Below are 24,776 nucleotides of genomic sequence, written 5' to 3'. Positions count from 1 at the left end.
TTGTATGGTAGTATGTTTTCGTATGGCAGACAAGATGGTTCAAGGGGTGCTGATTTGAGTTTTCTTTTGGCTAGGCCACCAAATCCATCTGCGGCTTCCAGTGCCCAGCGGGTCGAGACGGCATTGCGGGAGGCGATCGTCGCTTTGGAGCTTCCGCCGGGCACGCGTTTGTCGGAACAGGAGATCGCTGTCCGGTATGGCGTTTCCCGCCAGCCAGTGCGCGAAGCGCTGATTGCATTGTCCAAGACACGCCTCGTTGAAATTCAACCACAGCGCGGCACCGTCGTCGTGAAGTTCTCCGTCCGCAAGATGATGGAAGCACGCTTCGTTCGCGAGGCGGTGGAAGTGGCGGTTGTTCGCCAAGCTTGCATGTCGTTCGCACCGCAGAGCCGGGAACGGATCACCGACCTTCTATCTATGCAGGAGACCGTCGCCGAGCGCGGCGATCATGCGAGCTTTCAACGCTATGACGAGATGTTCCACGTAGAACTGACAGAGGGCACCGATTGCGGTCTGGCCTGGGAGGCGATCCGGGATATCAAGGCGCACATGGACCGCGTTTGCCAACTGACCTTGCCGGGCGCTGATGCAATGTTGCCGCTGGTCACTCAGCACCGGGCGATCATGGCGGCGATCGACGTGGGAGATGCAGATGCCGCTGATGCCGCCATGCGCTATCACCTCACCGAAATTCTGCGAGCCCTGCCGAAGACCGAGGCCGCCTATCCCGACCTCTTCGAGTAGATCCGAACTAATGGGCACTATCATGCGCACGCCGGTGTCCGATGATAGGATCCGACAGCAGTTGTCCCTACTCGCTCGAGCGGAATGGCAGCTATCCCGCTATCCCCGACGACGCACCGGAAGCTGATAGCCAATTATGGCCCGGATTCGAGTCGGCAATTCTCTCCAATGCGGGTGGTTTCCAGTCTGTCTGCTTAGGAGCACCTACGCGAGGAAGCCGACGTTTATTGCTCTGCGCTTCCTCAGACGTAACGCGGGATCGGTCCGATCTGCTGCGTCTGGTCGGGCAGGTCGACGACGGTCTCGTCGATGTAGCACCAGCCCCAGCCCTCTGGGGGATCGTAGCCCTCAATGACGGGATGGCCGGTAGCTTCGAAATGGGCCCTTGCGTGACGATGCGGGGAGTCGTCGCAACAGCCGACATGCCCGCAGCTTCGGCAGAGCCTGAGGTGCACCCAAGGACTGCCGATCTTCAGGCACTCCTCGCAGCCGCGTGCGCTCGGGGTCACGTAACGTATCGTGTTCAGGTGAGAACAGGCGGTCATGCATCCTCCTTGGCCGAACGCTCGGCGATCATTGCGTGGATTTGCGCGACGACGGCGGCGCCTTCGCCGACGGCCGCCGCCACGCGCTTCGTCGAGCCCGCGCGCACGTCGCCGATCGCGAAGACCCCTGGCACGCTCGTTGCGAGCGGTTGGGCGCCTTGGCCCGTGACGATGAAGCCCTTGGCATCGGTCTCGACGCAGCCCCGGGCCCAGTCAGCGTTCGGGTCGGCGCCGATGAAGAGGAAGAGATGACGCAGAGCCAGCCGAAGCGAGGTTGCTCCCGACTTGTCCCGGAACGTCACCGCTTCGAGACCGGACCCTGCGTCGCCTTCAAGGTTTGCGATCTCCAGCCCGACATGGATCTCGACATTGGGCAGCGCCTCGATGCGTTCGATGAGGTAGCGCGACATGGTTTGAGAAAGGTCTCGCCGAACGACGAGGTGCAAGCGTTTCACCTGGGGCGCGAGAAACACGACCGCCTGTCCCGCCGAGTTGCCGCCGCCGACAAGCGCGACCTCCTCGCCCACGCAAAGGCGCGCCTCAATGGGCGAGGCCCAGTAGGAAATGCCCGCCCCTTCGAAAGTCGCGAGGTTCGGGATGTCGGGCTTTCGGTAACGGGCGCCGGACGCGATGACGACCGAGCGCGTCCGTAGGCGCTGGTTTCCAGCCAGTTCCAGCGACAGCTTTTCATCGGTGCAGTCGAGCCGCTCGACCTCCACCGGGACGGCGATCTCGGCGCCGAACTTGAGGGCCTGGTTGAAGGCGCGGCCGGCCAAGGCCTGGCCGGAGATGCCTGTGGGGAAACCGAGATAGTTCTCGATCCGGGCGGAGGCGCCCGCCTGTCCCCCCGTCGAGCGAGCATCGAGGACGATGACGCGCAACCCTTCCGAGGCCGCGTAGACGGCGGTGGCGAGCCCGGCCGGCCCGGCGCCGACGACGGCGACATCGTAGATCGTCTCGGGATCGATCGCCGGCATCATGCCGAGGCAGGCGGCGACGTCGCGTTCCGAGGGCCTCTTCAGGATGGTCCCGCTTGGACAGACCACGAGGGGCAGATCGTCCGGCAGGATACCTGTCCGTTCGATCAGCGCGCGGCCCTCCTCGTCGACCTCTGCGTCGAGCACGAGGTTGGGAAAGCCGCTCCGTGTCAGGAAGCCCTGGAGTTGCACGATCTGGCGGCTGCCGGGCCGCCCAATAAGGATCGTGCCGGCACCGCCTTCCGCTATCAGCGCGACGCGCCTGAGGATCAGAGCGCGCATCACGATCTCACCGAGATCGGCCGAACCTACCATCAGCGCACGCAGATGAGCGGGATCGAAGGGAAGGGCGGTGCAGCCGTCGCGTCCGGCATGGGCGGCGACGAGCGAGGGACGTCCGGCGAGTTGCGCGACCTCGCCCGTGAACTGGCCGATGCCCTGGCGCGTCACGGAGGCCTCGCGGCTGAGCCCGTCGCGCCGTACGATCTCGATCGTGCCCTGAAGGACGAGCCAGGTTGGTGCGTTCTCCGCCGCGATCTCGTAGATGGTGGCGTCCGGCTCGAACTGTGTTTCCGGACCGCTGGCGAAGCGACGCGCAGCCGCGATCTGCGATGCATTAAGCACCGGAAACATCTGGTGGTCGCGATTGGCTGTGTTGCTCACGGTGTTGGCCTTTCCTGGGTTCAGGGTGGCGGCGGATGGCTCCGCCGCCATAGGTCGCGCTCAGCCCGCGATGAAGGCAAGGAGATCAGCGTTCAGCCGATCGTGCATCGTGATGGGCAGGCCGTGCGGCGCGCCTTCGTAGACCTTCAGGACGGCATGGGGGAGGATCTCCGCTGAGCGCCGTCCCGCCGCATCGATCGGCACGATCTGGTCGTCGTCTCCGTGCACCACCAAGACCGGAACGTCGATTTTCTTCAGATCCTTGGTGTAGTCGACCTCGGAGAACTCCCGGATGCAGTCGTAGTGGCCCTTGATGCCGCCCTGCATTCCCTCGCGCCAGAACTCCTGGCGCGTACCCTCGGACATGGCGGCGCCGTCGCGGTTGAAGCCGAAGAAGGCCGTGGCGAGATCGAGATAGAACTGCGAGCGGTTGTCGAGCACGGCCTTGCGGATGCCGTCGAAGACTTCGATCGGCGTGCCCTGGGGGTTTGCCGCCGTCTTCACCATCAGCGGCGGCACGGCGCTGACCAGGGCCATCTTCGCGACCCGTGCTGAGCCGTAGGTGCCGACGTAATGCGCGATCTCGCCCCCTCCCGTTGAATGGCCCACGAGGACGACATTTTTGAGATCGAGAAACTCGATGAGCTCCGACAGGTCGGCGGCGTAACGGTCCATATGGTTGCCGTCCCACGTCTGGTCGGACCGTCCATGGCTGCGGCGGTCGTGGGCGATGACGCGGTAGCCTTTCGAGCCAAGGAACTGCATCTGCGAGTCCCATGCGTCGCCGCTAAGCGGCCAGCCATGGCTGAAGAGGATGGGCTGCCCCTGACCCCAGTCCTTGTAGAAGATCTGCGTACCGTCCGTGGTGGTAAAGTAAGCCATGTCGGCCTCCGGATGAGGGACGCTTCGCCGTGATGCGTCCGGTGGCCTCAACATCGGACAGTCGGGGGTGGCGCGGTATCATACGGAGGTTTGGGACTGGCGGCTGATAGCCCCAAACCTGCGTATGATACCGCGCACGGGACCCATCGGCGAAGGTTCGTCACGACCAACTCAACGACAACGGTGGACCCGATGAGCATGATGTCCGGCAACAGCATGGTCCTTGAGGGGATGGCGGTCCTCGGCTCCCGTACGCTCCCCGTTCCCACCGCCGCAGAAGAAGCCGACCATAGGATCGCCAACAGCTTGCAACTTCTGTCTGCCCTCATTGGCATGGAAGCGCGCCAGGCGAAGGATCCGCATGCCCGTGCCGCGCTCGAACGCACGCTCCATCGCATCGCCGCGGTGGCGGGTGTTCACCGTCAACTCCACCGCTCGATGCCAGGAGCGGTCGACCTCGGCGCCTATATTGGTGAACTCGTCCGGCAACTGGCTCTTGGTTGTGCAGGCCAGCACGTCATCGTCGTAGACGCCGCCGGCGACGACAGATCGATCAACGTCGAGGCAGGGGACGCAAGCTCGCTTGGCATCATCGTCACCGAAGTCATTCTGAACGCCTGCAAATACGCCTATCCGGCTGGAGTATCCAGCTTCGTGTCGCTGTCGGTTCGACGGATTGGGGATGGCTACAGGCTCGTCGTCGAAGACAAGGGCGCAGGCCTCGATGGCGAGACGAAGGGAAGCGGTCTCGGAAGCAGGCTGATCAGGACAACCGCCGTGCGCCTCGGCGCTTACGTTCGGTGGGAAAATCTTCAACCCGGCACCCGCTTCGTGCTCGATGTTCCCTGTCCATAAGCTCATGGATCTCCCACTTCACGACACGCGGGTTGCGCAGGGGCGCTCCTTCATACAGCTTGCCGGTGACCTGCCGAGGTGCGGCGGCGAGCTGGAAAAAGGCGGCGATGATGGGCAATCCAGGTGCAAGGCGACTGGCTGCGCGAGTTCAGGCTGCCGCGGCCGCCATGACAGCACTTGCGATCTTCGCAGCGGATGTTCTCACCCCGTTCCAGGGCGCCGTCGCAGTCCTCTACACCACGGTTGTCCTGATATCCGCTCGGGGTCACTCTCGAAAGCTCGTGCTCACCACCGCTGCTGTCTGCACGGCTTTGGCCCTCGTCGGCTACGTCCTGTCTCATTGGGTGGAGCCGCTGGGCTCACCTGCGATCCGTCTGGCCGTCAGCCTCGTCGCGATCTGGATCACGGCCATTCTTTCTGCCCGGCAGATCAATGCCGCCGCCGAGCGCCAGCGATCTGACACGCGCTATCGATTGATCTTCAACGCTGCGGGCTTTCCCATCTGGGAGTCCGACTGGTCGGCGGCGTACGCACATCTGCGCAGCGGTGCGGAGCCCACGCTCGAACTTGTTCGTTCAGTGTCGGACAGAGCGAAGATCCGGAATGCGAATGAGGCTGCGGCTCAGCTCTTCGGCTATGACGATCGAAACGCGCTTATTGTGAACGGGCTCTCCCTTCACCACACGACAAGCGCTCAAGAAGGGCTCGCCCGAATCTTCGCCCGGCTGATGAACGGCGAGGCCACGGTTGAGGAAGAGGTCGAGTTCAAGACACTGGCCGGGCAGACTGTCGAGGTCGTGCTGCGCGTGACGCTCCCGGCGGACCATGACGGTTGGAAGCACGTGCTGGTGATGGCGCTTGACCTCACCGAACGCAACCGGACACAGGCAAGGCTGGCCCAGTCGCAGGCCGAGCTCACCCACATGGCGCGTGTGACGACGCTTGGCCAACTCGCCGCCTCCATCGCGCACGAGGTCAACCAGCCGCTTTCGGCGATCATCACCTACGCCAAGTCCGGCAAGCGCTGGCTTGCCCGCGATATCCCAAACCCCACCGAGGTCTCCGACTGCCTCGACCACATCGCGGCGAACGGAACACGGGCCGCCGAGGTGATAGCGCGCGTTCGGGATCTGGCACGCAACGCGGACCCGAAGCCCAGCCGGCTGGAGATCCGCCCTTTGATCGACGAAACGGTGGCTCTTCTCGAACGGGACCTCCAGGCAAACGCGGTCGATCTGCACGTTTCCGTAGCCCCGGATCTTCCGGACATCTCAGGCGACCGCGTGCAGATCCAGCAGGTGCTGATGAACCTCTTGTTGAACGCGCAGCAGGCGATGACTACCGTCGATCCTGGCCAGCGAGAACTCTGTGTGGAGGCAAAGCTCGATGGAGCCCGGGTCCTCGTCGAGGTAAACGACTGCGGCGTCGGCGTCGCGCATCTGGATCCCGAGACCCTATTCCGTCCCTTCTTCACCACGAAGAGCGATGGCATGGGCATGGGCTTGTCAATCTGCCGCTCGATCGTCGAGCAGCATGGTGGCGCTCTGACAGCGGCAGCCAACGCCCGCGGTGGGGCAACGTTCCGCTTTCATCTCCCTGTCGAAACGAGTGCTGAAAGGGTCGCAGCATGAAGGCTGGTGGATTGATTGGCCATGTCTGCGTGATCGACGACGATGCAGAGGTTCGGGGATCGATTGGCAGCCTCTTGCGGTCGAGCGGGTTCGAGGTGGCCTTGTTCGAGACCACGGCCGCCTTCATGGCCGATCCCGCGCACGACCTCGCCTCCTGCCTCCTTCTCGACGTGCGGCTCTCCGGCGAGAGCGGCCTCGACTTCCAGGAGCACCTGGCGGCGAACGGGATCCGTGTGCCCGTCGTCCTCATCACCGGGCACGGGGACATTCCCATGACGGTGCGGGGCATGCGCGCGGGCGCCATCGACTTCCTGCCAAAACCCTTCGGCGACGATCAGCTCCTCGACGCGGTGGGGGCGGCGGTCGAGGCCGATCGCCTGCGCCGGACCGAGGACGCAGGCAACGCCGTGTTCCGGGCTTCCTACGATCGGCTGACGCCGCGCGAACGTGACGTGATGGGCCTCGTCGTTACGGGGCTTATGAACAAGCAGGTGGCCGCCCGGCTGGAGCTGTCCGAGATCACGGTGAAGATCCATCGTGGCAACGTGATGCGCAAGATGGACGCACAGTCCCTGGCCGATCTCGTGCGGATGGCCGAGGTCCTGGGCGTCCGGGACGAGTCAATCCATCGCTATAACACCTGAGTATGGTGGTGCTCGGGCTCGCTTGGGCACATTTGTATGGAGTGTTCAGCGGCTTGCTGCGACGACCACCGGAGCAAGAATTTTGACCCCATCCCCTTTGATAGCCGTCGTGGACGACGACCCCGGTGTCCGCGGGAGCATCGACAGCCTGCTGCGTTCGGCAGGGATGATCGCGATGGGCTTCTCGGCTGCGGCGGACCTGCTCTCATGCGATGCGCTGGACGAACTCGCATGCATCGTCACGGACCTGCACATGCCCGGCATGACGGGACTCGAACTTCAGGCTGAGATGGCACGACGTGGCTGCAAGCAACCTCTCATCGTCATGACCGCCTTCCCGACTGCCGCCGCCCGCGACCAAGCCCTCGGCGCCGGGGCACGGGCGTTTCTGACAAAGCCGATCGATCCGGATGCTCTGCTGGAAGCGATCGAAGACGCGATCCACTGATCGAGCCGTCAGCGGCGTTCACCCGAGAGGATCCTGTCAGACGCACAAGAATCCAAGAATCCGAGCAGTCCCGGCGGTCGGTGCGATCCAGCGCGAGACCTGCGCCTCCGGCGGTATCGACGCCACGTCGACAGGCGGCTTCCTTTGGCGCTGTAACTCTTTCACGAAGCATCACGCTCTCAGCACATCATCCGCCCCGGGCCTGGACGGCCGGAACGGGTGATGTGCTTGAACCTTGCAAGCCTGCTGCGTGCCTATCGTTTACGTGGTGGCAGGGGAGCGGCAGCTTTCGTAGAGAAACCACGCGCGCCGTTCGGTCTCGTCGATCCAGACCTCAATCAGGCTGGCCGTTGCGACGTCATTGTACTCGTCACAAAGGGCGTGAACGGCACGCAGTTCCGCGACGAGCTGCTTGTTGTCGCTGTGAAGCTCGGCCAGCATGTCCTTGGGCTCCACGTACTCGGCATTGTTGTCGAGGATGCGCTGGCGGGTGCCGATGTCGGAGATCGAATGGATCGTGGTCCGGCCGAGCTTGCGAGCCCGTTCGGCGATCGAGTCCGTCATGGCGAAGATCTGGTCGCCCTGTTCGTCCAGCATCAGGTGGTAGTCGCGAAAGTGCGGACCGCTCATGTGCCAGTGGAAGTTCTTGGTCTTGAGGTAGAGGGCGAACACGTCCGCCAAAAGTCCCTTCAGCCCCGCTCCGATCTCGCCCGTCGAAATCGACCCAAGATCCGTGGGGGTGCCGAGCTCGCGATGTGCCATCGTGAGGGATTCGATGTTCGTGTCCATGTTGATCTCCTTTTCCACTGAACGGCGGCATGCCGTTCGATGTCCAAAGAGTTACGCCGATGAGCCGATACTCCAATCCATACCAAGATTTGCATATCTAAGTATGGGTGGGCTCCGGTCATCACGCAGTGCAATTTCGACGCGAGACAAGGGTACATTGACTCGGCTTTGATGCTCGCACCGAGCCCAAGAGTGTTCCTGCCCTTTCGCTCTTCACGCCAGCCGATCTCGTCCGACGATCGGACGCAGCAGTTTGGCGCGGCCTGCGAATACCTCGAATTGCAACTGAGCGGACGGCTCTCGGAGGTTCAAATGACAACGGTATCGACGCAAACGGACGAGGCGCCCAGCGCTGCGATGGGACGGGGCCTGACCTTCGCCATGGCGGCGGCGGCGGGCATCGCGATCGCGAACATCTATTACAATCAGCCGATGCTCGGCGTGATGGAGCGAGACCTTCCCGGGACGGCCACCACCCTGGTGCCGACGGCGACACAGCTCGGCTATGCCGCTGGACTGTTCCTGCTCGTGCCCCTCGGCGATATCCTCGAACGCAGGCGCCTCATCGTCGTGCAGTTCCTGGCGCTTGCGGCAGCCCTTACCATGGCCGCGATCGCTCCGAGTGCGATCACCATCGTACTGGCCTCGGCGCTGGTGGGGGCGGCCGCCACCGCCGCGCAGCAGATCGTTCCTTTTGCAGCTCATCTGGCGGCCCCGGAGCGGCGGGGTGCGACGGTCGGCACCGTTATGGCGGGCCTTCTCTGCGGCATTCTCCTCAGCCGGACCCTGGCAGGCTTCGTCGCTACAAATCTCGGATGGCGCGCCATGTTCTGGCTCGGCGTTCCCATGGCTCTGGCGGCCGGGGCGCTGATGGCAGCACGGCTTCCCCGCAGGGTCCCTGCCGCCGCGTTGAGCTACCCCGCCGCCATGCGTTCGCTCGTCGGCCTCTGGCTCGAGTTCGGTGCCTTGCGGTTAGCGGCCATCACGCAGGGCCTCCTGTTTGCCGCCTTCAGCGCCTTCTGGACCATCCTCGCGCTCCGTCTCCAAGAGCCACCTTTTGGGCTCGGAGCTGACATCGCCGGCCTGTTCGGTATCGTCGGTGCCGTCGGCATCCTGGCGGCGCCGATCGCTGGACGCGTTGCCGACCGACGCGGACCGCACGAAGTGATCGTGCTCGGCGCCGCGCTGGTCTTCCTGTCGTGGATCCTCTTCGGGTTCTGGACCTCGATCCCGGGCCTCGTCGTCGGCGTGGTGATCCTCGACTTCGGCATGCAGGGGGCGCTCGTCTCCAACCAGCACCTCGTCTATGCGCTTCGTCCCGAGGCCCGTGGACGCCTGAACACCATCTTCATGTGTGCGATGTTCCTCGGTGGAGCCCTTGGCTCGGCTGCCGCCATCAAGGCTTGGGCCGTTGGAGGATGGGGCGCGGTTGCCACCCTCGGCGCCATCTTCGCTGCCCTTGCGACCGCCCTGCAACTTCTCAACCTCCTGCGGAGGGCATGACCATGCGGATCGCGATCGCAGGCGGATCAATGGCTGGCTTGTTCGCTGCGGCCTTGCTGTCCCGGACTGGTCATGAGGTCCAGGTGTTCGAGCGCTCGCGCTCGGGGCTGGAAGGACGGGGCGCGGGCCTCGTGCCTCAGCAGGAGGTCTTCGATATCCTCCAGACCCTCGGGCTTCACGAGGCGGCACGCGTTGGCGTCGTTGCACGCGAGCGCATCGTTCTCGGCAGGTCTGGAGAAGTCCTCCAGCGAGATCCAAGACCGCAGATGCAGATCTCCTGGGATCGGCTCTACCTTGCGGTCCGCCAGGTGATCGCAAGCCAGGACCACCATGTCGGCCGCGCCGTCGTGGCTGCTGGACAGGATACCGGGTCGGCGTGGCTTGAACTGGATGACGGGGCACGCGTCGAGGCGGACCTCGTCGTTGGCGCAGACGGCATTGGATCGGCCGTTCGCGCCTCGATCATCCCCGACGATCGAGGGCCGATCTATGCAGGATATGTCGCCTGGCGCGCCATCGTGCCGGAACGTTCGCTACCCGCCCCTGCGGCAGAGGCGCTGTCCGACCGCTTCGCATTCTACCACATGCCCGGAGGCCAGGCGCTCGGATACACCGTGCCCGGTGCCAAGGGCGAACTCGAGCCGGGGCTGAGACGCTACAACGCTGTCTGGTACCGCCGCGATGAGGACTTACAATCGACACTGACCGACAAGGACGGGCGAACGCATCCGTTCTCGTTGCCGCCCGGGAGCTTGAAGCCGCGAGCCGAACGCGCCTTGCTTGAAGCCGCCGTGCGAGATCTGCCTCCAGCTTTTGCATTCGTGTTCGAAGCTGAGTGCGCGCCCTTCGTGCAGGCGATCTTCGACATGGAGGCACCCCGCATGATTGACAGGCGCATCGTCCTAATCGGCGACGCAGCCTTTGTCGCGAGGCCACATACTGCGATGGGCGTGGCGAAGGCTGCTGGAGATGCGCTGGCTCTTGCCAATGCTGTCAACGACGGCTGGACGGCCGAAGGGCGAAGGCAGTTCGAGGATTACAGGTCTCAGCTAGGACGATCAGTCGTTCAACTCGGGAGAAGGCTCGGCGCATCTCTCGAGTGAAACCAACGGCCGCCGAAATGGGGCATCTCGACTGACGGAGGTGAAGCAGCATGATGGCCGCGGCTTCGCGTTCACCGGACGAATGACTGCTTCCGGGGTGACCAAACGGTGACCTGTATGTCTTGATGGGGTTGAGAGCGGAAGGCCCTGTTCAGGCGTCCGCTTCATCTGCGCCAATCGGCTCTACTGAATGGAAAGCTGCCTGTCCGCTACTGGCTACGGGATGCAAGGAGCCGACGTTCGCAAGGATGATAAGGGTCGGCATCCGCCTCGGCTCAATCAGCCGAGGCGGATGCCGACCGAGTTGCACGTAGGCGACGAACCTATGTCCCGCGGGTCATACGGCTGAACCCTAGGGTGAGGAGCGCCGCTACCGCAAAAGCCGCTCCAACCAGGAAGGTGACGTACGAACCATACGCTTGCCACAGCGCCCCGGCCAGGACGCTCGCCACCAGAAGAGCAAGGCCCGTGACGAGGTTGAGGACGCCGAAAGCAGTGCCGCGCAGATCGTTGGGCGACGCGTCCGCCACCAGTGCCGCAAGGATCCCCTGCGTGAAGCCCATGTGCAGGCCCCAGAGTGCCACGCCGATAGCGGCGATGCCAACGTTTGGAGCAAGCGCGAGGACGACGTCGGCCGCCGCGAGCAGCAGCATACCCACCATCAGGAGCCGCTTGCGGTTCATCCGGTCCGAGAGGATGCCGGCGGGATAGGATGAGATGGAGTAGGCGACGCCCATGAGCACCAGCACCAGCGGTATCGTCGCGGCCGGAACGTCGAACTCGCTTGCCCGCAGGAGCAGGAACGCCTCGCTGAACCGCGCCAGCGTGAACACTGTCGCGACCAAGACGACGCTCCAGTACGGTCTTTCGAGACGGGCCAGCTCGGCGCGGTGCAGCGGCATGCGTGCCGGACGGCGTTCTCGCGTCCCTGCGGGCTCGTGGACCCCGGCGATCAGCACGGCGACGGATAGGAAGGCGGGGATCACCGCGATCCAGAACACCGTTTGGAAGTTGCCCGCGAACAGCCACATCAGCCCGACGGCCAGGAGCGGTCCCGAGAAGGCGCCGATCGTGTCAAGCGACTGGCGCAGGCCGAAGCTCGCGCCTCGGATCTCCAGCGGCGCAAGATCCGCGACGAGCGCATCCCGGGGGGCTCCGCGGATGCCCTTGCCGACCCGGTCAACGAACCGCGCCGCCACTAGCGCCTCCAGCCCGGAGGCCATCGGGAAGACGAGCTTTGTCAGGGCACCCAGCCCGTAGCCGATCACGGCGAGGAGCTTGCGCTTGCCGAGCCAGTCGCTGAGGGCACCGGAGAAGACCTTGACGATCGAGGCCGTGGCCTCGGCGATCCCTTCTATGATGCCGACGGCGAAGGCCGACGTGCCTAGAACGGCGACCATGTAGACGGGCAGGAGCGAGTGGATCATCTCCGACGAGATGTCCATCAGCATGCTGACGAAGCCGAGCGCCCAGATGCCGCGTGGGATAGGGGGACGAGCGGCCCGGGGAGCGTCTGATGGTATTGTCATGGTAACCGGACATGCGATTGATGGTGCGCGTCTGCTAGCCGCAATCGGTACAGGGGTCGAGGGACGGCTCGAAGCCGCTGTAGTGGCGTGTTCCGATGCACTGTCTGTTGATCGGGACGCTACCGTCGGAGTCACTGATGTGGCGGATCATTCGCTGGTAAGCCTCCCGGACGTGGAAGCGGACTGCCGTTCGTCGCCCAACCCAAGAGAGCGGCCCGAATGAACGATCATCAAGAGAACATGCCGGGCACCCTCGGGCGCGACCAGGCGGAACAGCACCTCGAGGCGGTTCGGCAGCAGGGCGGCCTGTTCGTCGAAGCCGTGCGCGTCACCCGCATGCCGATGATCGTCACGGACGCGGCCCTTCCCGGCAATCCGATTATCTTCGCCAACGCCGCCTTCATCGAACTGTCCGGTTACGCGATCGAGGAGCTCCTCGGGCAGGACCCGCACTTCATGAACGGTGAGGGTACCGATCCCGCCACGGTCGAACTGTACGAGCAGGCAATCCGCGAGGGCCGGGACGAGACGCTGGAGATCCTCCAGTACCGAAAGGACGGATCCCCGTTCCACTCGATGCTCTTCGCCAGTCCGCTCCGCAACGACCGGGGAACGGTCGCGAACCACTTCCTCTCCTACCTCGACGTCACCCGGCGTTTCGATGCCGAGGCGGAGCTGCGCAAGGTGAACGACGAACTGGAGGAGCGGGTCGCAAGCCGCACCCGGGAACTCGAGGAGACGAACGCGAGGCTGAAGACCGTCGCGGCCGAGCGCGAGCTTCTCATGAAGGAGGTCAACCATCGCGCCAAGAACAGCCTCGCCATCGCGGCGTCGCTCCTCAGCATCCAAGCGAGGCGGCAGACCGACCCGGCCGTGAAGGCACTGTTCGAGGATGCACGGGAGCGTCTCGGCGCCATGGCTCGCGTCCATGACCTCCTCAGCCACTCGGAGAGCGAACAGCACGTCGACGTCACCGCGTACATGACGGACCTGTGCACCGCCCTCCAGTCGATGACGGACGAGGGCCGCATCCGGCTTGAGGCAATGTCGGAGCCGGGCATCTTGCTCGACGCGGACACGGCGGTACCGCTGGGCATCGTCCTGACGGAGGTCGTCACCAACGCGGTGAAGTACGCCTTCCCGATCCCGCGGACGGGTACGATCCTCGCCCGCGCGAGGCGCAGCATGCCAGGGCGCATCGAGCTCGAGGTGAAGGACGACGGCGTCGGCGCGGCTGAGGCGCGGGAAGGCTCACTCGGCTACGGCTTGATCCGAGCGCTTGTCCAGCAGATCGGAGGCGTGATTGAGGTCAGCTCCGAAGACGGCGTGACGGTTCGGATCACGTTCCCCGATCCCCTGGCTTCAGAACGGGATGGAACGGCGAGCATCTGAGAGCGCCTTTGGCCCACCGCCTGGACGGGGGCAGGCCTTCGAAGGCTGGCGAGCCGCGAGCGTCCCAATTGCCAGATCGCCGTTCGGCATGTCATCCAAAAGCTTTGACGCGGCAGGCCGTGAGCGGGGAGTTGGGTATGAAACGAGTAGATGCCAGCGGCCAGCAGATGGCCGCGCTCGTTCGGGGACATGACTGGTCGTCGACACCGCTTGGGTCATCGGACAACTGGCCGGAGGCTTTGAAGCTTCTCCTCAGCATCATGATGGGGTCGCAGCAGCCGATGTTCGTGGTCTGGGGTGACGATCACCGCATCATCTACAACGACGGCTATACCGAGATTCTTGCCTCGAAACATCCTGCGGCACTCGGGATGCCCTTCTTCGAGGTCTGGCACGAGATACGCGCGGACCTAGAGCCGATCGTCGCTCAGGCAATGGCGGGAGAACCCGTTTTCATGGATGACATCGACCTTCTGATGCACCGGAAAGGTTTTCCTGAGGAGACGCACTTCTCGTTCTCATACACCCCCGTGCGCGATCCCGACGGTCAGGTAGTCGGGATTTTCTGCCCATGCATCGAGACGACCGGACTGGTGATGTCGCAGCGGCGGTTGGTGGAACGGGAGCGTGAACTCTCGGAGGCAATCTCGGTCCAAGAGAAGCTGCTGGAGGAGAAGGACGTCCTGCTTGCCGAGGTCAACCACCGCGTCAAGAACAGCCTCCAGCTCGTCGTCAGCGCCCTCAGCCTGCAAAGCCGACAGCTCAAGGATCCAGCGACGAAGGCGGCCTTCACGCAGGCTATCAGCCGCGTCCGGGCGATCACCTCGGTGCACGAACGCCTTTACAAGTCCGACGATCCTCTCTCGGTCGAGATGAAGGCTTATCTCAAGGGTCTTGCGGACGATCTTGCCGTGACGCCCGAGATGCGGGCCCGAATGCGTGTCGACGTTGATCCCGTCACAATGCGGACGGAGCGTGCTATCCCGCTGGCGATCGTTGTTAACGAACTCATCACCAACTGCCTAAAATATGCGTATCCGGAGGATCGTCCCGGCCCGATCGTCCTTTCTCTCCGTGAGGAGACGAACGGGATGCTCGAGCTGACGGTCGCCGACGAAGGGGTCGGCATGCTGAACAAGGAAGGGGCCGGCGGAGGGCTCGGCACGAGGCTTGTCGCCACCATGGCGAGCCAGCTCGGGGCCGTCGTCGACAGGTCGGCCACGCAGGAGGGTTTCAAGGTCTCGCTGGTGTTCTCTCGGGAGGAGACCGCATGACCCTTTCCGTCCTCATCGTAGAAGACGAGATGCTGTTGGCACTCGACCTCGAGGATATCCTCTTGGAGGCCGGGTACCGAGTGGTCGGGAACGCGGTCGATATGCACCAGGCGATCGCGATGTGTGAACGGCAGGGTGATGGCATCGACGTCGCAATCATGGACGTCCACCTTGCGCGCGGGACGAACGGCGTCGAGACGGCGAAGGTCCTGCGTCAGCGTTGGGACATCCCGTCGCTGTTCGTCAGCGGGAACATCGACGAGAAGATGCAGGCGCTGGCCTCGGAGTGGGATCCGGCCGGCTTCGTCGGCAAGCCCTTCTCGCAACGAGAAGTCCTGAACGCGCTGGCAGGTGTATCAGCCCGAGCCGCTTGAATGCGTAAGGCTAGGGGCAGCTCGATGTCGGGCCCAGACGGCGATCAGGCATGCTGCCGTGCCGCCAGAAGATCGGCGTCGTCGGCAGACCAGCCGGCCAGCAGCGAAGGCACCAGCGCCGCCTCTATCGGCCTGCCAAAAAGGTAGCCCTGGGCCACGTCGCAGTTCCAGTTCTTGAGCATCTCGGCCTGAGCGTCCGTCTCTACCCCCTCGGCGACGACGCCGATGCCGAAGCTCTGGGCCAGCTCGATGCAGGTGTAGACGATCGCCGCCGACTCCCTGTTGTGCTTCATGTCGGAGACGAAGGACTTGTCGATCTTGAGCCACTGAACCGGGAACTGCCGCAGGTGCGAGAGCGATGCGTACCCGGTGCCGAAGTCGTCCAAGGCGATAGCGATGCCGTCGTCGCTGAGCGCCTTAAGAGTGTCCGCGATCTCGCCGGCACCGTCTCCGAGAAAGACGGTCTCGGTGACTTCGACCTCGAGCGTGTCCGCCGGAAGGCGGAAGGCCGCCATGCTTTCGAGGATCGTCGTGGCGAGCGCCCCGCCGGAGAACTCGCCCGCGGAGACGTTGATGGCCACGGCTCCGAACGGGACGCCATCCTGCCTCCATGTCGACATGTCGGTCATGACGAGCTCGCGCATTCGGCTGCCGATCTGGACGGACAGGATGGGATCGTTGAAGGCTTCCGCGATCGTCTGCGGTGACTGGACGCCGAGGATCGGGTCGCGCCAGCGCAGGAGCGCCTCGAACCCGACCACTTTCCCGGTGCCGAGCGATACCTTCGGCTGGTAGTAAGGAACGATCGCGTTCGTCTTGAGGGCGTGGCGGGCGCGGTCGAGGACAGTGATCCGAGCCTGCAACCGATCTCGCAGCTCGTCCCGGAAGAGAACGGCACGGTTTCGGCCCTCTTCCTTCGCCGCGAACAGCGCAAGGTCCACACATCGGAAGATCTCCGAGGCCATGTTGGCATGCTCCGGAAACATTGCTTCTCCGATGCTGCCCGAGCAGTAGAACGAATGGCGGTCGTGATCCACTGGCTGCCTGAGCGAGACGGATACCTCGTCTGAGAAAGCCCTTACCGCCGCCTCGTCCTCGACCTCGTGAAGGAGAATGCCGAACTCGTCGCTGTCGAGGCGGGCAACCATGCCGCGGTCCCCGACGAGCTCGACGAGGCGATTGCCGACCGCGACGAGAAGCGCGTCGCCTGCTTCCCGGCCCATCAGGTCGTTGGTGCGCTTGAATTCGTCGAGATCCATGATGAGCACCGCGCCGCCACGCCCCGGCGTCGCTCCCTCGATCGCCTTGTCGACGGCCTCGTGAAACGGACGTCGATTCGGCAGGCCGGTCAGCGCGTCATGCGTTGCCGACCACTCCAGTGCGGCCTGACGGATCTCGAGCTGCTCGGCGTTTCGCGCCATGGCCAGGTTGGCCGCATGCAGCCGGATCTGACCGACGACAAGCGAGGCGAGCTGGGCGAGCCGTCGGCTGTCCTCAGGCGAGAACGTCCTTGGCTTGAAGTCCACGATGCAAAGGGCACCAAGACGGATCCCAGCCTCCGTGACCAGCGGCGCTCCGGCATAGAACCGGATGTGAGGCTCCCCGGTGACGAGGGGGTTGGATGCAAAGCGTTCATCGGTCAACGCATCAGGTACGACGAGGACGTCGTCGCTCCTGATCGTGTGGTTGCAGAGCGCGGTTTCGCGGGGAAGGCAGGCGACGGTGAGACCGCACCGCGCTTTCAGCCATTGGTGATCTTCGTCCAAGAGCGTCACCGCGGAGACGGGAGCCCCGAAGAGTTCGCTCGCCAGTGCGCAGATTTGGTCCATGCCGGGATCGTTGCCGGAGATGATCTCGAGCGCATGCAACGCATCGAGGCGTTGCCGTTCAGCACGAATGTCATCCACAGGCTTCGCCAGTTCAGTGTTCGAGAATTCGTGAGCTCGATCAACATAACATGAAACGGCTAATTGTTTGATTGAATACTCGTATCTCTTTTGCAACCACGAGACAGCGTCTCAGGCGAGGTCTCGAGCCATGACCATGTGATGGCCGGGCGAGGGATGGGTGGCCCCCATGATGAGGGCTCTGGCAATCCGTTCCGCGGGATTGATCCGCCAGTCCAACGGCAGGATCGGCTGAAACGCGCGGGCGAGTGCAACGGCCGCCCGCTCGACGGGACGGTTGTCCACTCGGTCGCCTGCGATCAGCCCCGGACGCAGGATGGTCAGCGATCTGAACCCCAAGGATGCGACGTCCCGTTCCGTGTTGCCCTTCACCCGCGGATACAGGAAGCGGGAATCCGAGTTCGCGCCCGCCGCCGAAACAAGCGCGAGGGTTGGCGTCCCGTTCCGGCGCGCCAGTCGGAGCGCCCCGAGCACGAGGTCATGGTCGAACCGACGGAAGGCGTCGGCCGAGCCAGCCAGCCGACGGGTGGTGCCAAGCGCGCAGATGACGGCGTCAGCCTTCCACCAGTCCGCTTGCTCAGGAAGGTTCTCGTAGTCGACCTCGATGGAATGGAGACCGTCCCGCCACGGGATCACCCGGCGCGCTGGAGCCGTCACTACCGCGATCCGAGGGTCACGCAGCGCTTGCTCGAGGACGTGGCTCCCGACGAGGCCAGTGGCGCCGAGAAGAAGAAGCCTCATGGGTCGCTCCGCGTCTTTCCCACACAACTGACAACCCAGAGGGCAAGTGCGACAACAACTGCGTCCTCGACGATGCCCGTAGGCCGTTGGCCATAGCGGGCAATGGAACGCTTTCGGACCGCAAGCGTGACGTACGAAGACGCGACGGCCGCCGCCGCTCCCGCCACCGCTCCAGCCTTGCGGTCATCGGCGAGCGCCGCTCCTGCAACCCCGCCTGTGATCAGTCTGGCCACCATGCCGGGCGGGACGGTGCGGTCGGGTGCCGAACGCATCTTGTCGCCCAACAGCTCGGCGACTGCCACCGCGGTTGCGCCAGCCGAGGCCCATGGGCTTCCGAGCAGCGTGGCGAGAGGTCTGCCGCCGGGAAGAGGGTGCTTCTGCGCGAGCAATGAGACAGCGGCAAGCGGTGTCATCGATCGCGATCCGGCAACGATGCCCATGAGAAGGGACGCTATCATTCGGTGGGCCGTTCGTGGCAGGGCGATGGCTTCCGCATCAGGCTTCTCCGTTCGTTCTCCGATCGAAACGGCGAGCGGGGCGCGGAGTTGCGACAGGGCTTTCGTCCGCCGACCGTTGGCGTACTCGTGCAGACGATGCAGACCTACGATGCCATGACGACGACACCGCGGGTGGACCGCTTGGCCCGATAGAGGGCGGCATCGGCTTTGGCGACCAGCGGGCGGCGGGTGTCGGCATCGTCGGGGGCGACCGCGATTCCGACGCTTGCCCCAATGTCGATGCTGAGGCCGTCAATGACGAACGGCGCACCCAAGGCTCCGACAACACGGGCGCCCATGGCCAAGGCAGCGTCCCGCGAGGACACGGCTTTCTGCACGATGACGAACTCGTCACCTCCAACTCGAGCAATCCTGTCGTCCTCGCGAACAAGGCGGGACAACCGTGTCGACACCTCGACCAGCACCTTGTCTCCGATAGGGTGGCCGTGCCGATCGTTGACCTCCTTGAAGCGGTCGAGATCGATGAAGTGCAACGCGGTCTTGGAGGCCGCCGGATCGGACAGGGCAGCATCGAGATACGCTTCGAAAGACAAGCGATTGGATACGCCAGTGAGGAAGTCCAATCCTGCGAGCTGGACGCTCTTGGCTCGACTTACCAGCAACTCGACGGTCGTGACGTATGCAGTCTGGACGGTCTCGAAGCTCGTCACCATCATCGCGACCAGCAGAACGGCGACACCGATGTCGATTGTCGATCCGAGAGCAAGTGCGGCGGCCACCGGAAGGACGGCCAAGCCGAGGCACGACATGCACATCCACCTCAGCACGGAGCCGCGCACGACGACACCCGCAGCGTAGCTGAACGTCGCCGCCAGCATGAGCATGCGGAAGTCTTGGATCGGCGCCAGCATGATCCGGGCTCCGATAATGCCGAGCGCTAGGGCGTGCACACATGCGATGGAGGCGTAGAGGCCGCGCCAGCGAGAGACTTCAAGGCGGTGTGGTCGCATCCGGTAGAGAACCATCACGCCGAGCTGGACGACGGTCACCATCGTGGAGGCCGCCGTGAGGGCCAGAAGAGTACCGTCGGAAAGAGCCATCGCCGTCAGGCAACCGATGGCAAGCGTAGCTATCCCAAGTGCCGACACGGGCACGACTGGACTGAGCAGCATGCTCAGAAGTTCGTGCTCAACCTTCTTGGGCCAACCCATCGTGCCTCGCTTCCATCCGTTCTCATGCCGCATCAACGTGGCTAAAGGTAGAGGCACAGGTCCCTCGTTCGTGATCTTCGACCACCGAAGGGGCATCTATGCCTGATGCCCAGTCTTCGATGTGTCGCCTCGCCCATGTCCGGGCTAGGTGAAGCCTCGAGGAAACGGGGTGCTCTCGAGAGGATCACAGCGTCAACGTCAGAGAGCCAACCAGCCCGTCCGGTGGTTCCTCGGCCGACGGCGACGACCGCAACCACTGCGAAGAAGAAACCTCGGCTCACGGCTCCTCCAACACGCGTCCCGCAAGCCTGAAAGGGCTGGCCGCGGCTGATCCCGCAGCCTGAAAAACGAACGCACCCGCTTGTCTCGGGGATCGATATGGATGACCACGGTCCGTGGTCTGCGCACGCGCCTGAAGGCTTGCGAAGCGGACGAACCGATTGTGCCGGGCACCGTCGTGGGCCTCGAGCGAAGTGATGTCGACGATGCGCAATCCTGCCTGTCGGGCGATGGTCTGAAGACCCGGCTTGTCGACGTCGATCGCTCCTACCCGCGGTCGGTCGCCCGCGAGACGGGCGGATACGCCCAATGCCCGGTCGTCTGTGGCAACAAGGATAGTCAACGGAGGATCGAGAGGACCCAACACTTCCACTTGCCGTCGGAAGACGTCAGGGTCGATGTCCGGCGCGGCCAGGCCCACCTGATACCGCTCGATGACTTTGTCACGGCCTTCCAAACGAAGCTGACGCAGCGTCTCCATCACCAGCCATCCTCCCATGCTGTGGGCGACCAAGCCGATGCGGTCCTTCGTCCGGATGCCGGCGAGTATCTCCAGAACGTGCGCCAGATCGTCGCGAGCGTAGCTGACGGCGTCGCGATCGGCGACATAGCCCGTCACGGCTCCCTCGGACGGCCAGGAGAAGAGGACGGGCACGGAAACGGCGCCCGTGTCCGCGCCGATCTGGGCCAGCCTGAAGGCCGCTTCCGCCAGGGTGTAGTTGTAACCATGGACGAAGATCCCGAGGGATCCGTCCGCAGTTGCCCGGGCAGCGGCGCGGTTCTTGAACCCTGCCTCGTCCAAGGGGCGTCGGTGAACCACGGAAAAGCTTCTGGCCGGATCGCGCGCGGTGTATTGTGTCCACTCGATCTCACCCGGGCGGTGCCTGGGCGGAACCGAGATCGTCAGCTCCTCGTAACGCAGAGCAGCTCGGCCACTTCCAAAGTCTACCTGCCGCGCCCCGTCAGGTCCTCGATCGGTTGCCACGAGCACTGTGACAGTCTTCGCGCCAGGGACCGTCGCGCCGCTGACGAGCAAGGCCTCGTATCCCGGTCGCGCGGCGCAGCCCCCGACCGCGAGTGTCAGGACGATCAGCAGAAGCCTCATCATGCGTTCATGCCCTTGGTTTCCAAAGCCGTCTACGGTTGGTGGATCAGGCTTTGGCGGCTCGGCGACCAAGACCGTTCGGGACGCTCAGTCGGGCGCCTCTCGCTCCGCGGGCACCGGAGCCGGATCAAGCCTTTCCGACAGACGTGCGGCCTCGCTTCGATATTCCAGGTAGATGGTAGCCTCGAAGAGAAGCCACGCCGCTACGATCGTCGCCGCGGCGATCGTCAAGTACCGGATCATCCTTGAGGCTCAGGAAGTCGGGCGCATCGATCGTTCGGCGAAGTAGTTCCGAAAAGGCTCAGCACTCGGCGTCCCTTCGGCGAGGGCGACGTAGGTGTCCGGACGCAGCAGATATGCGGAGTTCTTTCCGAGGCCCGCCTTGCCGAATACCTCTCGCCAAGGGAAGACGGTAAGCTCGATGCCGATCTGCCTTGCCCACTCCATGAGTTCCTCGGAGGCAGTGCCGTAGACGTGTATCTGCCAACCGATCGAGGAGAGGGACCCATAGTTGTCGCCATCATCGAACCGGACGAACGGCAAGCGGTCGCCGCCGCTGACCTTTCCGGCCTTGCCGACGCTGAGCGGGCTGTTCGGATAGTCCATCATGGTCTGCGACACCACGCGGAACATGTACTCCCGCACGTTGTCGAAGCCGTAGGCGACGCTGGCGAAGATCGGCGCGATGCGGGTGCGCACGAACGCGGCGAACCCGCCCTCGGCCGTGGCGAAGGTGAACAGGCGGTCCGTCGTCTCGACGAGCTTGTGGGCGAACGCCTTGCGCTCCTCCTCGTAGGTGTCGAGCAGGGTCTCGGGCGACCTTCCCTTCACGACGGCGGTCAGCTTCCAGGCAAGGTTGACGGCATCCGCTATGCCCGTGTTCATGCCCTGGCCGCCCGCTGGGCTGTGCACGTGCGCGGCGTCGCCGAGGAGGAAGACCCGGCCTTTGCTGAAGTGGTCGGTGACCCGGTGGTGGACACGGTAGTTGGAGAACCAGTTCACCTTGTCGACCTTGATGCCAAGGCCCTTCATCGCGTCCTGCCCCACGTCGTCGAAGGTGAGGGTCTCGGGGTGCGCGGCGCGTTCGCCCTGCACCGTGCCGATGAGGCGGTACTGGTTGGCGTCGCCGTAGGACATCACGAGGACGAAGTCGGACCTGTCGAGCGCGATATGGGCTTCCCCTGCGGGCTCGACGCCGCTGGCCACGACGTCCGCGACGTAGAAGATCTGTTTGTAGGTGCCGCCCTCGAACCCGGCACCGATCTGGTGCCGGATCGGCGAACGGGCGCCGTCGCATCCCGCAAGGTAGCTAGCCGTGCAGGTCTCCTCCGAACCGTCCGCGTGCTTCAGGACGGCGGATACGTGGTCGCCCTTGTCCTCGAAGGATACGAACTCGGTCCGGCGCTCGACCTCGACTCCAAGGCTCCGGAGCTTCGCTATGAGGAGGCGCTCGTGCTTGTCCTGCGGGAAGACGAGCACGAAGGGATAGGGAGAGATGTCCTCGCCCGCGTCGGTCAACTGGATCTGCGCCTTGCGGCTGCCGCGGACCCACATGTTCATGGCCGGGGTCTTGTAGCCGGCGGCGACGACGTCCTCGGCCATGTCGAGCTGACGGTAGAGTTCAAGGGTGCGGGCCTGCACGGCCATGGCACGCGAGGTCTCCCCGGGGCCGGCACTCCAGTCGATGATGCGGACGCCGACGCCCTGCTTGGTCAGCCAGAGTGCAAGGACGAGACCCGTGGGCCCTGCGCCGACGATGAGGACATCGATCTTGGACATGTGCTTTCCCTTCGTAGAGATCAGGCAGTCGTGTGGGGCGGACATCCGCACCTGCGTCGTCGCGAGAATTGATACTTAATGACTTTTGAGTCAGTAATCAAGTGTCGGACTGTCCGCGGGCTGCGATCCCGTCCCAGATACCGCCAACCTACGGAGGACACGCGTGACCGAAGAAGCAGAACGCCCGCAGCGCAGGCGTCGGAAAGAAGCCCGTCCCGCCGAGATCGTGGATGCGGCGACAAGCGTGTTCGCCGAGAACGGCTACGCCGGCACGAACCTGAACGAGGTGGCCCGTCGGGCGGGTGTCGCTAAGGGCACGCTCTACCTCTACTTCGAGACGAAGGAGGACCTGTTTCGGGCGGTCGCCCGTACTGCGGTAGCGGTCAACCTCGATGTCGTTGAGCACGCGGCAACGGGGTTCCAGGGATCAGTGAGGGATCTGGTGCCCATGCTCCTGAAGGGCGCCGCAGAGGGGCTTGGCGACAGCCGGATTCCCGCTATCGCGCGTATGGTGATCGGCGAGTCGCGCCAGTTTCCGGACATTGCGCAGATCTGGCACGACGACGTCGTGGCCCGGGTGCTCAACCTTCTCGCGGGGGCGCTGCTGAAGGCGCAGGAACACGGCGAGGTCAGACAGGGCGACCCGCGGCTTCAGGCCTTCTCGCTCGTCGGGCCGATGGTCATGGCCATCCTGTTCCGGGAGGTGTTCGGGCAGGCAACTGGTTTTAGCCCCGACTTGCCGGAGTTGGCCCACAGCCATGCCGCTATCGTTCTTGAAGGGCTTATCTTGCCCGCTTCTCGTTGAAGGGCTTTGGGTTCCACAGCCGGACCAGACGGAACCGCTGCTTCCCGGCAGCGATGAATACAAGACCACGTCGTATCACCGACCTGATTAGGGAACGCGCCGTTCCTTGACCATCATCCGGAGGCTCTGCTTCGGTCGCAACGTGACTCTCATGATCGGCTGCGGAGGTGTGACCGATGCCGCGGTCACCTTGAATGCCGGAAGAAGCACGGCCAGCACGGCTACGGCCTCCATTACGGCGAAGGCGTTCCCGATACAGACGCGTGGTCCGGCGCCGAACGGCATGTAGGCGTAGCGATGTCTGGCTTTGCTGGCTTCCGGAACAAATCGATCGGGGTCGAATGCTTCTGGGTTGTGCCACAGGGCGCTGTGGTGGTGCACCGCGTGGATCGGGACGTAGACGACCGTCCCATTGGCGATAGCATGCTCGCCGAGTACGAAGTCACGGATCGCCGTCCGGGTGATGATGGGGGCAGGCGGATAGAGCCGCATGGCCTCGGAGAACACTTGGCGAGTGAAGGCCAGCTTGGCTATGTGATCCGACGTGATCGGCTGGCCTTGCGTCACGGCTTCGATCTCATCGAGGACCTTGGCCTCGATAGCCGGATGGAGCGCCAGCAGATGAAAGGTCCATGCGAGGCCGAGCGCCGTGGTCTCGTGTCCGGCCGTGATGAACGTCATCAGGTTGTCGACGATCTCCTCGTCGGTCATGGTCCGGCCCGTCTCCGGATCCGCGGCCGCGAGCAGCATGGCAACGAGGTCCTGCCTCTCGACACCGCTCTTGCGCCGTTCCGCGATGACCGTATGCAAGCTGGACCGTAGGAACCTGACCGCTTCTCCTGCCTTCCGCTGCCCAGGGTAAGGGATCCAGTCCGGTGCGCCGAGGATGCCGAGGGCGAACGTCCATCCGCTCGGCCTCAGGTAGTCGGTGATGCCCTGCTCGACCTTTGCCACGTCGATGCCTGCTCCGCCCGACATCATCGTCTCAACAATGATATCGAAGGTCGTGCGCATCATCTCGTGCCCGATGTCGACGGTTCCCGAACCCTGGGACCGCCAGCGCCGTCCGGTTTCTTCGGCCGCCGCGATCATCGCCGGCTGGAGCGCCAGCAGCTTGTCGTGCCGGAATGCATGCGCA

The 24,776-nt window shown here is 64.1% G+C and carries 24 protein-coding genes; 11 read left to right on the top strand and 13 right to left on the bottom strand.

The features are described from left to right. Positions 1-66: 66 nt before the first annotated feature. Positions 67-744 (top strand): GntR family transcriptional regulator, encoded by a 678-nt coding sequence (locus tag ACZLZQ_RS00120; RefSeq protein WP_472948416.1) that lies wholly within the window; start codon positions 67-69, stop codon positions 742-744. A gap of 242 nt (positions 745-986) precedes the next feature. Here ACZLZQ_RS00120 and ACZLZQ_RS00115 read toward each other — a convergent pair whose 3' ends face one another. Genes ACZLZQ_RS00115 through ACZLZQ_RS00105 form a run of 3 tightly spaced genes read right to left on the bottom strand, consistent with a single transcriptional unit; the run spans position 987 to position 3,811 of the window. Further along, positions 987-1,289: a UBP-type zinc finger domain-containing protein gene (locus ACZLZQ_RS00115; protein WP_472939491.1), complete on the bottom strand. Its 303-nt coding sequence runs from the start codon at positions 1,287-1,289 to the stop codon at positions 987-989. After that, positions 1,286-2,929 carry an FAD-dependent oxidoreductase gene (locus ACZLZQ_RS00110; protein WP_472947510.1) on the bottom strand — a complete coding sequence of 548 codons (1,644 nt, stop codon included), beginning with the start codon at positions 2,927-2,929 and terminating at the stop codon, positions 1,286-1,288. Before ACZLZQ_RS00110 ends, ACZLZQ_RS00115 begins: the two co-directional genes overlap by 4 nt. Positions 2,930-2,989: 60 nt before the next feature. Next, positions 2,990-3,811, bottom strand: coding sequence for an alpha/beta fold hydrolase (locus ACZLZQ_RS00105; protein ID WP_472947509.1), 822 nt, complete (start codon positions 3,809-3,811; stop codon positions 2,990-2,992). 192 nt (positions 3,812-4,003) lie between these two features. Here ACZLZQ_RS00105 and ACZLZQ_RS00100 point away from each other — a divergent pair, with 192 nt between their 5' ends. The 4 genes from ACZLZQ_RS00100 to ACZLZQ_RS00085 all read left to right on the top strand — a co-directional run bounded on the left by ACZLZQ_RS00100 (position 4,004) and on the right by ACZLZQ_RS00085 (position 7,389). Continuing rightward, entirely contained in the window at positions 4,004-4,666 is a 663-nt protein-coding gene (locus ACZLZQ_RS00100) for a sensor histidine kinase (RefSeq protein ID WP_472947508.1), read from the top strand. Positions 4,667-4,773: 107 nt separating this feature from the next. Then, positions 4,774-6,297, top strand: coding sequence for a sensor histidine kinase (locus tag ACZLZQ_RS00095; protein WP_472947507.1), 1,524 nt, complete (start codon positions 4,774-4,776; stop codon positions 6,295-6,297). Beyond that, positions 6,294-6,941, top strand: coding sequence for a response regulator transcription factor (locus ACZLZQ_RS00090; protein ID WP_472947506.1), 648 nt, complete (start codon positions 6,294-6,296; stop codon positions 6,939-6,941). Before ACZLZQ_RS00095 ends, ACZLZQ_RS00090 begins: the two co-directional genes overlap by 4 nt. A gap of 109 nt (positions 6,942-7,050) precedes the next feature. Next, complete coding sequence (locus ACZLZQ_RS00085) at positions 7,051-7,389, top strand: response regulator transcription factor (RefSeq protein WP_472947505.1); 339 nt, start codon at positions 7,051-7,053, stop codon at positions 7,387-7,389. Positions 7,390-7,650: 261 nt separating this feature from the next. Here the strand turns inward: ACZLZQ_RS00085 and ACZLZQ_RS00080 are convergent, their stop codons facing one another. Continuing rightward, entirely contained in the window at positions 7,651-8,178 is a 528-nt protein-coding gene (locus ACZLZQ_RS00080; RefSeq protein ID WP_472947504.1) for a Dps family protein, read from the bottom strand. Positions 8,179-8,490: 312 nt separating this feature from the next. Between ACZLZQ_RS00080 and ACZLZQ_RS00075 the strand changes: the two genes are divergently transcribed. Together ACZLZQ_RS00075 and ACZLZQ_RS00070 are read left to right on the top strand one after the other, a co-directional pair. Further along, the gene (locus ACZLZQ_RS00075; protein WP_472947503.1) at positions 8,491-9,681 is read left to right on the top strand and encodes an MFS transporter; all 1,191 of its coding nucleotides are present in this window, start codon (positions 8,491-8,493) and stop codon (positions 9,679-9,681) included. 2 nt (positions 9,682-9,683) lie between these two features. Continuing rightward, entirely contained in the window at positions 9,684-10,784 is a 1,101-nt protein-coding gene (locus ACZLZQ_RS00070) for an FAD binding domain-containing protein (protein ID WP_472947502.1), read from the top strand. A 323-nt stretch (positions 10,785-11,107) separates the two neighbouring features. Here ACZLZQ_RS00070 and ACZLZQ_RS00065 read toward each other — a convergent pair whose 3' ends face one another. Beyond that, positions 11,108-12,313 (bottom strand): MFS transporter, encoded by a 1,206-nt coding sequence (locus ACZLZQ_RS00065; protein WP_472947501.1) that lies wholly within the window; start codon positions 12,311-12,313, stop codon positions 11,108-11,110. A gap of 219 nt (positions 12,314-12,532) precedes the next feature. Between ACZLZQ_RS00065 and ACZLZQ_RS00060 the strand changes: the two genes are divergently transcribed. From ACZLZQ_RS00060 to ACZLZQ_RS00050, 3 genes are all read left to right on the top strand, one after another. Next, positions 12,533-13,705 (top strand): sensor histidine kinase, encoded by a 1,173-nt coding sequence (locus ACZLZQ_RS00060; protein WP_472947500.1) that lies wholly within the window; start codon positions 12,533-12,535, stop codon positions 13,703-13,705. A gap of 104 nt (positions 13,706-13,809) precedes the next feature. Continuing rightward, positions 13,810-14,979 carry a histidine kinase dimerization/phosphoacceptor domain -containing protein gene (locus ACZLZQ_RS00055; RefSeq protein WP_472947499.1) on the top strand — a complete coding sequence of 390 codons (1,170 nt, stop codon included), beginning with the start codon at positions 13,810-13,812 and terminating at the stop codon, positions 14,977-14,979. Next, positions 14,976-15,353 (top strand): response regulator, encoded by a 378-nt coding sequence (locus tag ACZLZQ_RS00050; RefSeq protein WP_472947498.1) that lies wholly within the window; start codon positions 14,976-14,978, stop codon positions 15,351-15,353. The genes ACZLZQ_RS00055 and ACZLZQ_RS00050 overlap by 4 nt, the downstream gene beginning before the upstream one ends. Before the next feature lie 44 nt (positions 15,354-15,397). Here the strand turns inward: ACZLZQ_RS00050 and ACZLZQ_RS00045 are convergent, their stop codons facing one another. From ACZLZQ_RS00045 to ACZLZQ_RS00015, 7 genes are all read right to left on the bottom strand, one after another. After that, positions 15,398-17,260, bottom strand: coding sequence for a putative bifunctional diguanylate cyclase/phosphodiesterase (locus ACZLZQ_RS00045; RefSeq protein ID WP_472947497.1), 1,863 nt, complete (start codon positions 17,258-17,260; stop codon positions 15,398-15,400). A 111-nt stretch (positions 17,261-17,371) separates the two neighbouring features. Continuing rightward, positions 17,372-18,001 (bottom strand): NAD(P)H-binding protein, encoded by a 630-nt coding sequence (locus tag ACZLZQ_RS00040; protein ID WP_472947496.1) that lies wholly within the window; start codon positions 17,999-18,001, stop codon positions 17,372-17,374. Further along, positions 17,998-18,414 carry a DUF4126 domain-containing protein gene (locus ACZLZQ_RS00035; RefSeq protein WP_472947495.1) on the bottom strand — a complete coding sequence of 139 codons (417 nt, stop codon included), beginning with the start codon at positions 18,412-18,414 and terminating at the stop codon, positions 17,998-18,000. The genes ACZLZQ_RS00040 and ACZLZQ_RS00035 overlap by 4 nt, the downstream gene beginning before the upstream one ends. Before the next feature lie 188 nt (positions 18,415-18,602). Then, the gene (locus tag ACZLZQ_RS00030; RefSeq protein ID WP_472947494.1) at positions 18,603-19,670 is read right to left on the bottom strand and encodes a diguanylate cyclase domain-containing protein; all 1,068 of its coding nucleotides are present in this window, start codon (positions 19,668-19,670) and stop codon (positions 18,603-18,605) included. A gap of 277 nt (positions 19,671-19,947) precedes the next feature. Beyond that, entirely contained in the window at positions 19,948-21,054 is a 1,107-nt protein-coding gene (locus ACZLZQ_RS00025; protein WP_472947493.1) for an alpha/beta hydrolase, read from the bottom strand. 87 nt (positions 21,055-21,141) lie between these two features. Beyond that, positions 21,142-21,285: a hypothetical protein gene (locus ACZLZQ_RS00020; protein ID WP_472947492.1), complete on the bottom strand. Its 144-nt coding sequence runs from the start codon at positions 21,283-21,285 to the stop codon at positions 21,142-21,144. 21 nt (positions 21,286-21,306) lie between these two features. Next, positions 21,307-22,833, bottom strand: a complete 1,527-nt coding sequence (locus tag ACZLZQ_RS00015; RefSeq protein WP_472947491.1) for an FAD-dependent monooxygenase — start codon at positions 22,831-22,833, stop codon at positions 21,307-21,309. 163 nt (positions 22,834-22,996) lie between these two features. Here ACZLZQ_RS00015 and ACZLZQ_RS00010 point away from each other — a divergent pair, with 163 nt between their 5' ends. Further along, positions 22,997-23,638 (top strand): TetR/AcrR family transcriptional regulator, encoded by a 642-nt coding sequence (locus ACZLZQ_RS00010; RefSeq protein WP_472947490.1) that lies wholly within the window; start codon positions 22,997-22,999, stop codon positions 23,636-23,638. Positions 23,639-23,725: 87 nt separating this feature from the next. On the opposite strand, the gene ACZLZQ_RS00005 is transcribed toward ACZLZQ_RS00010, so the two are convergent. Then, positions 23,726-24,776: cytochrome P450 (locus ACZLZQ_RS00005; RefSeq protein ID WP_472947489.1), on the bottom strand; the 1,051-nt coding region annotated here is incomplete at its 5' end.

This window comes from Mesocryomonas lacus, from assembly GCF_055730105.2.
The sequence above is the reverse complement of the archived record's forward strand: the minus strand, read 5'-3'. Positions and strand labels throughout refer to the sequence as shown.

Coding starts and splice junctions, on each gene's coding strand:
- ACZLZQ_RS00050 (WP_472947498.1), top strand. CDS start 14,976: ATGACCCTTTCCGTCCTCATCGTAGAAGACGAGATGCTGTTGGCACTC.
- ACZLZQ_RS00025 (WP_472947493.1), bottom strand. CDS start 21,054: ATGAGGCTTCTGCTGATCGTCCTGACACTCGCGGTCGGGGGCTGCGCC.
- ACZLZQ_RS00115 (WP_472939491.1), bottom strand. CDS start 1,289: ATGACCGCCTGTTCTCACCTGAACACGATACGTTACGTGACCCCGAGC.
- ACZLZQ_RS00090 (WP_472947506.1), top strand. CDS start 6,294: ATGAAGGCTGGTGGATTGATTGGCCATGTCTGCGTGATCGACGACGAT.
- ACZLZQ_RS00060 (WP_472947500.1), top strand. CDS start 12,533: ATGAACGATCATCAAGAGAACATGCCGGGCACCCTCGGGCGCGACCAG.
- ACZLZQ_RS00035 (WP_472947495.1), bottom strand. CDS start 18,414: ATGACACCGCTTGCCGCTGTCTCATTGCTCGCGCAGAAGCACCCTCTT.
- ACZLZQ_RS00080 (WP_472947504.1), bottom strand. CDS start 8,178: ATGGACACGAACATCGAATCCCTCACGATGGCACATCGCGAGCTCGGC.
- ACZLZQ_RS00100 (WP_472947508.1), top strand. CDS start 4,004: ATGAGCATGATGTCCGGCAACAGCATGGTCCTTGAGGGGATGGCGGTC.
- ACZLZQ_RS00030 (WP_472947494.1), bottom strand. CDS start 19,670: ATGGGTTGGCCCAAGAAGGTTGAGCACGAACTTCTGAGCATGCTGCTC.
- ACZLZQ_RS00105 (WP_472947509.1), bottom strand. CDS start 3,811: ATGGCTTACTTTACCACCACGGACGGTACGCAGATCTTCTACAAGGAC.
- ACZLZQ_RS00095 (WP_472947507.1), top strand. CDS start 4,774: ATGATGGGCAATCCAGGTGCAAGGCGACTGGCTGCGCGAGTTCAGGCT.
- ACZLZQ_RS00040 (WP_472947496.1), bottom strand. CDS start 18,001: ATGAGGCTTCTTCTTCTCGGCGCCACTGGCCTCGTCGGGAGCCACGTC.
- ACZLZQ_RS00075 (WP_472947503.1), top strand. CDS start 8,491: ATGACAACGGTATCGACGCAAACGGACGAGGCGCCCAGCGCTGCGATG.
- ACZLZQ_RS00065 (WP_472947501.1), bottom strand. CDS start 12,313: ATGACAATACCATCAGACGCTCCCCGGGCCGCTCGTCCCCCTATCCCA.
- ACZLZQ_RS00015 (WP_472947491.1), bottom strand. CDS start 22,833: ATGTCCAAGATCGATGTCCTCATCGTCGGCGCAGGGCCCACGGGTCTC.
- ACZLZQ_RS00070 (WP_472947502.1), top strand. CDS start 9,684: ATGCGGATCGCGATCGCAGGCGGATCAATGGCTGGCTTGTTCGCTGCG.